This window comes from Faecalicatena contorta (genome assembly GCF_021531895.1).
Lineage (GTDB): Bacteria > Bacillota > Clostridia > Lachnospirales > Lachnospiraceae > JAFBIX01.
Genome location: NZ_JAFBIX010000011.1, coordinates 57,792 through 70,998, shown reverse-complemented (window position 1 = coordinate 70,998; position 13,207 = coordinate 57,792). Strand labels below are relative to the sequence as shown.

General features: G+C 41.2%; 7 protein-coding genes and 1 riboswitch. Of the genes, 2 read left to right on the top strand and 5 right to left on the bottom strand.

Going from position 1 to position 13,207, the window contains the following annotated elements; translation table 11 throughout:
• Positions 1-157: 157 nt before the first annotated feature.
• Together JQM81_RS05695 and nifJ are read right to left on the bottom strand one after the other, a co-directional pair.
• Entirely contained in the window at positions 158-1,768 is a 1,611-nt protein-coding gene (locus JQM81_RS05695; RefSeq protein WP_235232575.1) for a Na+/H+ antiporter NhaC family protein, read from the bottom strand.
• A gap of 102 nt (positions 1,769-1,870) precedes the next feature.
• A riboswitch (Lysine riboswitch) is annotated at positions 1,871-2,039 on the bottom strand.
• A gap of 143 nt (positions 2,040-2,182) precedes the next feature.
• On the bottom strand, positions 2,183-5,722 hold the full coding sequence (gene nifJ, locus JQM81_RS05690; RefSeq protein WP_235232574.1) for a pyruvate:ferredoxin (flavodoxin) oxidoreductase: 3,540 nt from the start codon (positions 5,720-5,722) through the stop codon (positions 2,183-2,185).
• A 343-nt stretch (positions 5,723-6,065) separates the two neighbouring features.
• On the opposite strand from nifJ, the gene JQM81_RS05685 reads away from it, so the two are divergent.
• Complete coding sequence (locus tag JQM81_RS05685; protein WP_235232573.1) at positions 6,066-7,445, top strand: sodium-dependent transporter; 1,380 nt, start codon at positions 6,066-6,068, stop codon at positions 7,443-7,445.
• Between the two features lie 156 nt (positions 7,446-7,601).
• On the top strand, positions 7,602-8,984 hold the full coding sequence (locus JQM81_RS05680; RefSeq protein WP_235232572.1) for a sodium-dependent transporter: 1,383 nt from the start codon (positions 7,602-7,604) through the stop codon (positions 8,982-8,984).
• Positions 8,985-9,024: 40 nt separating this feature from the next.
• On the opposite strand, the gene JQM81_RS05675 is transcribed toward JQM81_RS05680, so the two are convergent.
• The 3 genes from JQM81_RS05675 to JQM81_RS05665 form a co-directional block, all read right to left on the bottom strand.
• Positions 9,025-9,969 carry a GTP-binding protein gene (locus tag JQM81_RS05675; RefSeq protein WP_235232571.1) on the bottom strand — a complete coding sequence of 315 codons (945 nt, stop codon included), beginning with the start codon at positions 9,967-9,969 and terminating at the stop codon, positions 9,025-9,027.
• A gap of 22 nt (positions 9,970-9,991) precedes the next feature.
• Positions 9,992-10,996 (bottom strand): CobW family GTP-binding protein, encoded by a 1,005-nt coding sequence (locus JQM81_RS05670; RefSeq protein ID WP_235232570.1) that lies wholly within the window; start codon positions 10,994-10,996, stop codon positions 9,992-9,994.
• A 203-nt stretch (positions 10,997-11,199) separates the two neighbouring features.
• Positions 11,200-13,182 carry a sodium-translocating pyrophosphatase gene (locus JQM81_RS05665; RefSeq protein WP_235232569.1) on the bottom strand — a complete coding sequence of 661 codons (1,983 nt, stop codon included), beginning with the start codon at positions 13,180-13,182 and terminating at the stop codon, positions 11,200-11,202.
• Between the last annotated feature and the right edge of the window lie 25 nt (positions 13,183-13,207).

The window sequence follows — 13,207 nt, the reverse complement described above, 5'->3', positions numbered from 1 at the left end:
AACATCTTTTTTTCAATGGTTGAACCCTGTTTTATACTTTTGCCTATACAGAGTATTTTATCCAATTTAATCCCAGGTTACAAGCAGATTAGGAAAGGATTTTCATTAACAAAAAAACAGAAGTCTCTTTCGAAACTTCTGTTTTTTATCGACATTTTTATTTATCTGCGGTAACTTTACGAATCACCATCAATGTTCCAACCATTAAAACAATTCCAATTGGCAGACAGATAAATGCATTCTGTACAAATCCGGCAATTACATAAGTAACAAATGATACTGCTGCTGCCGTAATCGCATATGGAAGCTGTGTAGATACATGGTTAACATGATTACACTGCGCTCCGGCCGAAGCCATGATCGTCGTATCAGAAATCGGCGAACAATGGTCACCACATACAGCACCTGCCATACATGCAGAGATAGAGATAATCATCATCGTCTCATTTGTTCCAGAAAATACTGCAACTACGATCGGAATCAGGATACCGAAGGTCCCCCATGAAGTACCAGTTGCAAATGCCAGGAAACATGCTACAAGGAAGATGATTGCAGGAAGGAGATTCATGAATCCTCCAGCTGCATTCTGAACTACATTAGCCACATATTCTTTCGCACCCAGACTGTCTGTCATTGCTTTCAAGGTCCATGCAAATGTAAGGATCAAGATTGCAGGTACCATAGCTTTAAATCCATCTGGAATACATGCCATAGAATCAGAGAACTTCAACACTTTGCGTACTGCATAGAACACAATCGTAATTACAAATGCAAAGAAGCTTCCAAGCATAAGGCCTACAGATGCATCACTTGCAGAAAACGCCTCAATAAATCCTACTCCACTAAAGAAGCCACCGGTATATATCATACCAATTACACAACACACAATCAGAACAGCCACTGGGAAGATCAGGTCTATGACGCCGCCCTTGCTGTCCACAACATCTTCTTCTGCATTAGCATACGGACGATCCGCTGTAGTATATAGATCCCCCTGAAGTGCATTCGTTTCGTGAAGCTTCATCGGGCCATAATCCATCTTTAATATTACAATTGTAACCATCATAACAATCGTAAGTAATGCATAATAGTTATATGGAATCGCACGAATAAAGATAGAAAATCCATCCTCACCCTCAACAAATCCGGTAACTGCAGCCGCCCAAGATGAAATTGGGGCAATAATACAAACTGGTGCAGCTGTCGCATCAATCAGATATGCCAGCTTTGCTCTCGATACATTATGCTTATCTGTCACCGGACGCATAACGCTTCCTACGGTCAAGCAATTAAAATAATCATCAATAAAGATCAATACACCAAGGAGAATGGTTGCAAGCTGTGCACCTGCGCGGCTTTTGATATGTACACTTGCCCAGCGACCAAATGCAGCTGAACCACCAGCCTTATTCATCATGCACACCATAATTCCCAGAATTACGAGGAACACAAGGATTCCCATATTGTAACTATCTGTCAGAACTCCGACAATACCATCCTGAAATACATGAAGAACAGTCTCCTCAAACGTAAAACCAGAATAAAATACGCCTCCAATTAAAATACCAATAAATAATGAACTGTATACTTCCTTTGTAATCAATGCAAGTACAATTGCGACGATTGGCGGAACCAGTGACCAGAAAGACGCATACATCTTTGGCACATACTCAGCCGCTTCATCTGCAGCAAATACGGTCATTGAACTACAAAGAAGAATACACAGAAGGGTCATCACACCCCACATTGCTTTTTTCTTTCCTCTCATTGCTAAAATTCCTCTCTTTTGCTTATATATTGAAAATAAAAATACCATGAACAACGCTTACCGGGCGCGCTCATGGCATAACAGATCAATACTGTGTCATACATCCATGATAGCGCTCCACTGTTGTGACAGTCTGCAGCATGTTCTGACTGCAGCCCAGAAATCCTATTGGGAGAATAGAATTTCTTCGGCAGATCCCCCTTTTCTAATCGGCAGTCCTCCCAGACTATTGCCACAAAGTACTTATGAAATCTGCGCCTCTATCAAGTCTCATTATTCATATAACAAAGTTGTATCATTTTTATAAGGAAAAGTCAACCAATGATATATAATTTAGCAATGATTTGCATAGATCTGTGATCATAAATAAGGCGGCCGCTTTCGCGACCGCCCGTATTACCTTACAACTGAATCTTATTCTTCTGTTCCGTACAGAGTAACCAGTTTCTTCAGATATGCATATCTTTCCATAGCCTCAGCTTCGTTTCTAGCGAATAACTTCTCAGCTTTTGCTGGATTTGCTCTCTTCAGTGCATTGTAACGAACTTCTCCGTCAAGGAATGCCTGGTAATCTTCCTGCTTAGGCTCTTTGCTGTCAAGTGTGAACTTGCCGCCTTCTGCTGCAGGATTGAATCTGAAGTTGTTCCAGTATCCACATTCTACTGCTAATGCTTCCTCAGTCTGAGCTTTGCTCATACCTTTCTTGATACCATGGTTGATACATGGAGCGTAAGCGATGATCAGTGATGGTCCTGGATAAGCCTCTGCCTCTGCAATTGCTTTTACAGTCTGGTTGAAGTCTGCGCCCATAGCGATCTGTGCTACGTATACATAACCATAACTCATAGCGATACCAGCGAGGTCTTTCTTCTTAGTCTCTTTTCCGCCTGCTGCGAACTGTGCTGTTGCACCTGTCTTAGTAGCCTTAGAAGACTGTCCACCTGTGTTAGAGTAAACCTCTGTATCAAATACCATGATGTTGATGTCTTCACCACTTGCTAATACGTGGTCAACACCACCGAATCCGATATCGTAAGCCCATCCGTCACCACCGAAGATCCACTGGGATTTCTTAGCAAGGAAGTCTTTATTCTTAACGATGTCTTTGCATGTCTCGCAATCACATCCGTCTAATGCTGCAACTAATTTATCTGTAGCATCTCCGTTAGATACACCACAGTTAAATGTATCCAGATATTCCTGGCAAGCTGCTTTTACTTCTGCAGAAGCTGCATCAGATGCTGCAACAGTCTCAACTTCTTCTTTCAGTCTCTTTCTGATTGCTTTCTGAGCAAGTAACATACCATAACCAAACTCAGCATTGTCTTCGAATAAGGAGTTAGCCCATGCAGGTCCCTGTCCTTTTCCGTTTACTGTATATGGTGTAGATGGTGAAGAGTTACCCCAGATAGAAGAACATCCTGTTGCATTAGCAATGTACATTCTGTCACCGAATAACTGTGTGATCAACTTAGCGTAAGGTGTCTCACCACAACCTGCACAAGCGCCTGAGAACTCTAAGAGTGGCTGTTTGAACTGGCTTCCCTTAACAGTCTCTGGTTTAAACTTAGCAACAACTTCTGGTTTAACTGGAATCTCTCTACCGAAATCAAATACATCCTGAGATGCTGCATTTGCTTCCAGATTCTCCATAACAAGAGCTTTCTCACCCTTCTTACCTGGACATACGTTAGCACATGAACCACATCCTGTACAGTCAAGAGCTGATACAGTCATAGTGAACTTCATACCTGGCATACCAATCATATCGATTGCCTGTGTTCCTTCTGGAGCTTTTGCAAGTTCATCCTCTGTAAGAGCAACCGGACGGATAACTGCGTGAGGACAAACATATGCACAACGGTTACACTGGATACAATTTTCAGATTTCCATACCGGAATATCTACTGCAATACCACGTTTCTCGTATGCTGCAGTACCAGATGGTGTAGAACCGTCTACATAATCATTGAATGCAGATACTGGAAGTGTGTTACCTTCCTGTGCGTTAACTTTTGCCTGAATATTCTTAACGAATGCAACAACATCATCTTTTCCGCCTTTAACTTCTGGTGCAAATAATCCTTCATCTGCACAAGACTTCCAAGACTCTGGAACTTCTACTTCAACTACCTGCTTAGCACCAGCATCAATAGCATCGTAGTTCATCTGTACGATCTTATCACCTTTTCTTCCGTAAGTAGCCTTAGCTGCTTTCTTCATCAGATCGATAGCTTCTTCTTCTGGAATGATAGCTGCCAGTTTGAAGAATGCAGACTGAAGAACGGTATTGATACGTCCGCCAAGTCCGATCTCTTTACCAATCTTAATACCATCGATGGTGTAGAACTTGATGTTGTGGTCAGCGATAAATGCTTTCACCTGTCCTGGCAGATGTTTCTCCAGACCTTCTATATCCCATGGGCAGTTCAGAAGGAATGTTCCACCGTCAACTAATTCCTGAACCATGTTGTATTTATTTACATAAGATGGATTGTGACATGCTACAAAGTTTGCTTTGTGAATCAGGTAAGTAGATTTGATTGGCTTCTTACCGAAACGCAGATGAGACATTGTAACACCGCCAGACTTCTTAGAGTCATAATCAAAATAAGCCTGTGCATACATATCTGTATTGTCACCGATAATCTTGATAGAGTTCTTGTTAGCACCAACAGTACCGTCTGCTCCAAGACCCCAGAACTTACAGTTGATTGTTCCTTCTGGTGTTGTAACAAGTGGTGCACCAACTTCCAATGAAAGATTCGTCACATCATCTTCGATACCAATTGTAAATCTAGCCTTGTCTGTATTATTAAATACTGCAACGATCTGTGCAGGTGTTGTATCTTTAGAACCTAATCCGTAACGTCCGCAGTTAATCGGAACAGCGTCGAACTTAGATCCCTTCAGTGCAGAAACAACATCCAGGTATAATGGCTCGCCCTGAGCTCCTGGCTCTTTTGTTCTGTCAAGTACATTAATATACTTCACTGTATCCGGAATCACATCGATCAATGCCTGTGCGCAGAATGGTCTGTAAAGACGAACCTTAACAACACCAACTTTTTCTCCTGCTGCTGTCAGGTAATCGATCGTCTCTTCGATTGTGTCACAAACAGAACCCATAGCAACGATAACTTTCTCAGCATCTGCTGCTCCATAGTAGTTGAACAGTTTGTAATCTGTACCAATCTTAGCATTAACTTTGTCCATATACTCCTGAACGATAGCTGGCATAGCATCGTAATATGGATTACATGCTTCTCTTGCCTGGAAGAAAATATCCGGGTTCTGAGCAGAACCTCTCTGGCATGGGTGATTTGGATTCAGGGCGTGATTTCTGAATTCATCAATAGCATCCATATCTACCAGATCTTTCAGATCTTCATAATCCCATGTCTCAATCTTCTGAATCTCGTGAGATGTACGGAATCCATCAAAGAAGTTGATAAATGGAAGTTTTCCCTTTAATGCTGCACAGTGTGCAACAGGTGTCAAATCCATAACTTCCTGTACACTTGACTCACAGAGCATTGCTGCACCAGTCTGACGACATGCATATACATCAGAGTGATCTCCGAAGATTGACAATGCGTGACTTGCAAGGGCACGAGCGGATACGTTAAATACTCCTGGAAGCTGTTCACCTGCTACTTTATATAAGTTAGGAATCATTAACAATAATCCCTGGGATGCTGTAAATGTTGTTGTTAAAGCTCCAGCTGCTAATGAACCGTGTACTGCTCCGGCTGCACCTGCTTCTGACTGCATCTCTGTTACCTGGACAGTCTGTCCAAATATGTTCTTTCTACCTTCGGTAGCCCACTCATCTACGTGTTCAGGCATAACAGATGATGGGGTAATTGGGTAAATAGCTGCAACCTCAGTATAAGCATATGACGCATGAGCTGCTGCCTGGTTACCATCCATGGTCTTCATTTTTCTTGCCATTTTTGCTGTTCCTCCTTAAAAAAGTGATACAAATTTTACAATTTGACGTGTATTATAATTATAGTCCCTAAGTATTTAAAAGTCTAGTGATTCTTATGGTTATTTTTGTTCCTTTTTTGATACAAACCGAGTATAATCTGTTTTTATATCAGCTTTATTATAGACAATTCGAATATGTTTTATAAGGCTTTCTTATAGATTGTCTGACAATTTCTTGACAAGACAGGAAGTTTCGAGTATACTAAAGAAGAGGATTGAATTAGGCGAGGATGCTCTCATAAACTTTGTGAGAGCATCCTTTTTTATTTCATATCTCAAATAATGAAGAGAATGGAGTGTTATTATGAGTAGCAACGAGAAAAAACCTTCAGCCAATTTTGGTTCCCGATTTGGCTACATCATGGTGGCGGCAGGTGCTGCTATCGGACTTGGAAACATTTGGAAATTCCCTTATCTTGCCTACGGCGGTGGCGGTGGCGCATTTATTGTTGTGTACATCATCCTTTGTATCGTACTCGGTCATCCTGTTGTTGAGATGGAGACGGCAATCGGACGTTACGCAAAGACAAACGCAATTGACGCTTACGGAGTTGTAAATCCAAAGTATAAATTTGTCGGATTTGTCAATGTACTTTGTACCTTTTTGATTGATATGTACTATATCATCGTCAGCGGTTATGTATTAAAATATGCTGTTACTTACCTTACAGGTGGACATTTTGGTACTGATAAGACTGCATATTACATGAACTTTATCTCTGACCCGATTGAGCCATTGATTTATGCAGGAATATTAATGATCATTATCGTACTTTTATTATCCAAAGGTATTACAGAACTGGTTGAAAAAGTTACAAAAGTAATCATGCCTTTGCTGTTTGTATTACTTCTTATCTGTGGATTCTGGGCTTTATTTGCATTTGACGGTGCAATTGATGGTCTGAAGTTTTACTTAATTCCTGATTTTTCCAAATTTACCTGGAAGACCTTTGCTGATGCCTGTATGCAGGTAATGTTCTCCGTTGGTATCGGATGGGCGATCTTCGTAACACTTGGTGCCAGTGTAAAAGACAGTGCTAATATCCGGAAAGACTCTATGATGGTAACCATCTGTGATACAGCAGTTGCATTGACTGCAGGTTTTGTAATCATTCCTTCCGTTGTAGGTGCAGGTTCTGAGATGGCTGCAGGTCCATCTCTTGTATTCCTTGCTATGACAGAGATCTTCTCCACTTTACCTGGCGGTAATATCCTTGGATTCTTCTTCTTTACCGCATTGATATTCGCCGTTCTTTCCACATACTTTACAATCCTGGAAATTCCGGTAAAATGTATCGAAGAGAAGTTCCATATCAATCACAGAAAAGCAACCTGGATTACTGCAATTTTAATTTTCATCGGTGGTATCTTCTGTTCTCTGAGTCAGGGTGCTGGTCTGCTCAGCGGTGTGAAGCTCCCATGGTGGGCATATGGTTCAGGTGTTGTATATTATAATATCTATGACTGGATTGATTGTTTCTCCGGTTATGTACTTCTTCCATTAGGATGTCTCCTGACCGCATTCTACTGTTGTAAAGTATGGGGATATAAGGAATACGAGAAAGAATTGACCAAAGATGGACGTGACGGAAAGTTAAGTATGTACGATAAAGTAGTTATGACAGTTGCGGTTCCGATTCTTACATTGATCGTTATTCTGAACTGTTTCGGATTCATCAAATAATGTTCGTTTGATGCTAAAATAGTGTTAAGCATCTTTCCAATTCTTTGACCAGCTAAAAGGCAGAGAATATAATAATATAGAAGAGTAATTTTATTATCTTTTAAGGCTGCTCTCCCCCAAACGCGGGAGCAGCCTTTTTATTTAGGAGGGATGTTCATGAGTAATCACCAAGCAAACAAAACTACTTCAAATTTTGGTTCCCGATTCGGCTATATTATGGTAGCTGCCGGTGCTGCCATTGGTCTGGGGAACATTTGGAAATTTCCTTATCTTGCTTACGGTGGCGGCGGAGGCGCATTCGTATTTGTATACATCATCCTCTGCATTGTTCTTGGGCACCCTGTTGTTGAGATGGAGACAGCAATTGGGCGATATGCAAGGACAAACGGTATTGATGCCTACGGCGTCATTAATAGGAAATGGAAATTCGCAGGGGTCATCAATATTGTCTGTACTGTTATGATTGATATGTACTATATCATCGTCAGCGGTTATGTATTAAAATATGCAGTAACCTACTTATTGGGCGGCAATTTCGGCGCAGACAAAGAGGCCTATTATATGAACTTTATTTCCAAACCAATTGAACCTTTGATCTACGCAGGGATTCTAATGGCAATTACTGTACTTCTTCTGGCTGGCGGCATTACAGAACTTGTGGAGAAAGTCACCAAAGTCATCATGCCTTTACTGTTCGTACTTCTAATCGTATGTGGTATTTGGGCACTCTTTTCTTTCGAGGGAGCAATTGATGGTCTGAAATTCTATCTGGTTCCTGATTTTTCTAAATTTACCTGGAAGACATTTTCAGATGCCTGCATGCAGGTTATGTTCTCTGTCGGTATCGGATGGTCTATTTTTGTAACTTTAGGCGCCAATGTCAATGACACTGCCAATATCCGTAAAGACTCTATGATGGTAACCATCTGCGATACTACCGTAGCTTTGACTGCCGGATTTGTAATTATTCCAACGGTTGTAGGTGCCGGTTCAGAGATGGCTGCAGGTCCTTCTCTAATATTCCTTGCCATGACAGAGATATTCAGTCAGTTTCCAGGCGGTAATATCATTGGATTCTTTTTCTTTACCGCAATTATATTTGCCGTTTTATCTACTTATTTCACGATCCTGGAGATTCCGGTAAAATGTATCGAAGAGAAATGTCATATCAATCACAGAAGATCTACCGTAATCTGTGCCGTAATCATTTTCATCGGTGGAATCTTATGTTCCCTGAGTCAAGGATACGGATTGCTAAGCAACATTCGACTTCCCTGGTGGGCATTCAATACCGGCGTGGTATACTACAACGTCTACGACTGGATTGACTGCTTCTCAGGCTACGTCCTTCTGCCTCTCGGCTGCCTGTTGACCGCTTTCTATTGTTGCAAAGTATGGGGATATAAGGAATACGAAAAAGAGCTGACCAAGAATGGACGAGACGGGAAATTATCTACTTATGACAAAGTAATTATGACCGTAGTAGTTCCGGTACTTACTCTAATCGTTATCCTGAACTGCTTCGGTTTCATTTCATAAATAAGTTTTGAGACAAGAAAGGGGATAGGGGCGAACTCCCCTATCCCATAGTTACGACTTCTTCCTTCGGTTTTTCTGCCGGTTTCATCTCAATCAAATGCAGTACAGGCTGCTTATTTCCAAAAGAAGTCACAGATTCATATTCAAATCTTGCTCTGACGCGAATCCATTCTCCTTTATGAATCTCAATCTTTTTGTCTGATCTGCAAGGATATCCGTAAAGTCTGGTGTCTGCCGCACAACAAGTCATTATCTTACGAACGGGAACAAACATATTGTCTTTCATACCTCTTGGTCGAAATGACTGCGCAACAAACTCTACTTCTTTGTGAAGATACAATTCCGGGTGGTCGTAAGCATCCACATACCATACTCCAAAATCTATATCATCTATCACAATCTTATCTTGTTTTACATCGTAAGGCAGATCTTCCTCCGTAGGTTCAATGATCTTCCCATCCATTCCTTCAAAAATGAGTTGGGCCATAGGATTCTGTATCTTCAGCGCTCTTCGAAATCCACCTCGATTCACTCCCTCTGCACAACGATTCACTACAATCAATTCTGATTCCATTAACTGTTCCATCAACATATTTCTCATGTTTTTCAGATACATATCCAACGTTGTACCATCTACCGTCGAATATACTCCCTGAAGTTCCCAGTTTCTTGGATATTTGATAGCTAACAGATCTTCTAGCTTCCACATTCCATTGTATTCAATGACTACCTGCGTCGGATGGTAATTCTTTTCACAATTTTTGAAAAATGTGGCATTCAGCTGCTCAAATTCTTCAATCTTAAGCAACACCATATTTTTCTGATCCAGATATTCCTGCGAATACTCTTCTTCCCCTTCTTCGCAGAGAAGAAGAAGTGTTAATCCCGGTTCAATCCACTCCTGCTCCATCAATGTCTCTTTTACAAGAGTCGTCTTTCCGCTGTCCAAAAAACCAGTACATACAAATACAGGGATTGTTACCATACTATCACCTTCATTTCTTTCATTAAATGTGGAACAGCTTCAAAAGTTCATCTTCTTTCAGATCTGTTCCGATGACACATACTCGTCCTGTGTAATCTGCCTGTCCATCTCGCACTTCATATTCCTCCGGCACAAGATCAAATTGTTTCCATGTTCCATCTGTCATCGGAACAATTCCTTTAGAACGGAGAATTGTTCCGTAGCTGTCCGTCTCGGACAATGCTTTTACTAAGAAATCCAATTCCTCTTCTGTATATTTATGTGCTGTTTCTTTTCCCCAGCTGGTGAACACCTCATCTGCATGATGGTGATGGTGGTGATGGTCATGCTCACAGCATTCTTCATGGTCATGATGGTGATGATCATGCTCACAGCATTCTTCGTGGTCATGATGATGGTCATGTTCTTCCTCCAGAAGTCCTTCTATCTCAGCGCCATGCTCCAATGCATGCCATATAGCATCTTTACTTAATTGTTCCCAAGGAGTTGATATAATCGCTGCATCTGCGTTCTCATCCCGCAGCATATGAATGCACTCTTCCACTTTCTCATCGGTCATCATCTGCGTACGGCTAACAACAATTGTAGATGCATGTTTCACCTGATCTTCAAAAAATTCACCAAAATTCTTCAAATAAAGTTTTGCTTTTTTGCCATCTACAACCGTAATTCTTCCGTCGATCTCTATCTCTGCATCTTTCTTCACATCTTCAATGGCTCTCACGATGTCAGATAATTTTCCCACACCAGAAGGCTCAATAATAACACGATCCGGCTGATACTCTGCCAATACTTTTTGAAGAGCTTTACTAAAATCTCCTACCAACGTACAACAAATACATCCCGAATTCATCTCCGTAATCTCAATTCCTGCGTCTTTCAAAAAGCCGCCATCAATGCCGATTTCACCAAATTCATTTTCAATCAATACTAGCTTCTCGCCTGTGAATACCTGATCAATTAATTTTTTAATAAATGTCGTTTTCCCAGCTCCCAAAAAGCCAGAAATAATGTCAACTTTTGTCATGTAAATGCCTCTTTTCTATCTGAATCTTCTTAATTGTAAAATACGTTACGACACATATATTACCACAATCTTTTCATAGTTGCCAGTTTTATCCTCAACTTCGACTTTAAATCTAAGCGTTCAGCCTGACAATATATAATGGCAGTATTTCCATTTTTCTGAAAATACTGCCATACATAACACAATAAATCTATATTTTTTAATTACAATAATCCACCTACTGCTAAGAACAGTGGCGCAAATACTAATGATACAATAGTCATCAATTTAATCAGAATATTGATAGACGGACCAGATGTATCTTTGAACGGATCTCCTACAGTATCTCCTACAACGGCTGCTTTGTGAGCTTCGCTGCCTTTTCCGCCATGGTTACCATCTTCAATATACTTCTTAGCATTATCCCATGCACCACCGGCATTGGACATAAAGATTGCCATCATAACACCCGTTACTAATGCACCGGCGAGAAGGCCGCCTAATGCTGCAGGTCCTAACAGGAGACCAACTGCCAACGGAGAAATAACTGCCATGATACCAGGTACCAGCATCTCTTTTAATGCTGCTGTTGTAGAGATTGCAACGCAAGACTTATAATCTGGTTTCGTCTTACCTTCCATAATTCCAGGCATCTCTCTAAATTGACGTCTTACCTCTTCGATCATCTTATATGCCGCCTTAGATACAGACTGCATTGTCATAGAAGAGAATAAGAATGGAAGCATACCACCGATCAGTAATCCGATAATAACACGGCTGTCAAGAATATCAATGCTTTCCAGTTTTACAGCTTCTGCATAAGATACAAACAATGCCAACGCTGTCAATGCAGCGGAACCGATTGCAAAACCTTTTCCCATTGCTGCAGTTGTGTTACCAACAGCATCCAGTTTATCTGTAATCTTACGTACTTCCGGATCAAGACCGGACATCTCAGCGATACCACCGGCATTATCAGCAATCGGTCCATACGCATCAACCGCTACAGTAATTGCAGTCGTAGACAACATACCTACAGCTGCCAGTGCGATTCCATAAAGTCCACAGAACTGATATGCAATAAAGATACCAATACAGATTAAAAGAATCGGGATTGCGGTAGATTTCATACCTACGGCAAGACCACTGATAATTGTAGTTGCGGAACCAGTCTCTGACTGTTCTGCAATCTCTTTTACAGATTTATAATCACCAGAAGTATAAACTTCTGTAATAATACCAATCAATAATCCTACTGCTAATCCGGCTACGATCGCAATCGCCGCTTTAAAATCACCAAAGAAATATTTGCTGAATACAAATGCTACAATCAACACAAGAAGACTGGATACATAAGATCCCATCTTTAACGCTTTATGCGGATTGGAATTCTCGTCTCCTCTTACGAAGAATGTTCCAAGAATAGAAGCAATCAATCCTAATCCTGCAATTACCAGCGGAAATACTGCACCAGCCACTTTATAATATACGATTCCAAGTGTGAGAGCAGAAATCAATGCTCCTACATATGACTCAAACAAGTCTGCTCCCATTCCGGCAACGTCACCTACGTTATCACCTACATTGTCAGCGATAACTGCCGGATTACGCGGATCATCCTCCGGAATTCCTGCTTCTACTTTACCTACAAGGTCTGCACCTACGTCAGCGGCCTTTGTATAGATACCACCACCAACACGGGCGAACAATGCGATAGAAGAAGCTCCAAGGCTGAATCCTGAAAGCACATCTACATTTCCTGTAATAAGGTAGATTGCACTTACTCCCAGGACACCAAGACCTGCTACACACATTCCCATAACTGCTCCACCGGAAAATGCAATAGAAAGCGCTTTGTTCATGCCACTTTCTTTCGCTGCATTAGCAGTTCTTACATTTGCCTTTGTAGCTACACTCATTCCAAAATATCCTGCCAGTGTAGAGAACACAGCTCCAACCACGAAGCAGACTGCAGTTACCCAGTTACCAATTCCAAAGCCAATCAAGAAAAACAGTACAGCAACAAAGATAATCAAAATCTTGTATTCAGCTGTCAGAAAGGCTTGAGCACCCTCACTGATGGAAGATGCAATTTCCTTCATTCGGTCTGTTCCTGCGTCCTGCTTGCTGACTCTTGCTGCTAAAACACCTGCAAACGCAAGAGCAATAACGCCCAACACGGGAACAATTTTCAAAAACATTTCCATAATAAAAATCCTCCCACAGATTTAT

Excerpts from the sequence above, each read along its gene's own strand:
- JQM81_RS05695 (WP_235232575.1), bottom strand. The coding sequence starts at position 1,768 with ATGAGAGGAAAGAAAAAAGCAATGTGGGGTGTGATGACCCTTCTGTGT.
- nifJ (WP_235232574.1), bottom strand. The coding sequence starts at position 5,722 with ATGGCAAGAAAAATGAAGACCATGGATGGTAACCAGGCAGCAGCTCAT.
- JQM81_RS05685 (WP_235232573.1), top strand. The coding sequence starts at position 6,066 with ATGAGTAGCAACGAGAAAAAACCTTCAGCCAATTTTGGTTCCCGATTT.
- JQM81_RS05680 (WP_235232572.1), top strand. The coding sequence starts at position 7,602 with ATGAGTAATCACCAAGCAAACAAAACTACTTCAAATTTTGGTTCCCGA.
- JQM81_RS05675 (WP_235232571.1), bottom strand. The coding sequence starts at position 9,969 with ATGGTAACAATCCCTGTATTTGTATGTACTGGTTTTTTGGACAGCGGA.
- JQM81_RS05670 (WP_235232570.1), bottom strand. The coding sequence starts at position 10,996 with ATGACAAAAGTTGACATTATTTCTGGCTTTTTGGGAGCTGGGAAAACG.
- JQM81_RS05665 (WP_235232569.1), bottom strand. The coding sequence starts at position 13,182 with ATGGAAATGTTTTTGAAAATTGTTCCCGTGTTGGGCGTTATTGCTCTT.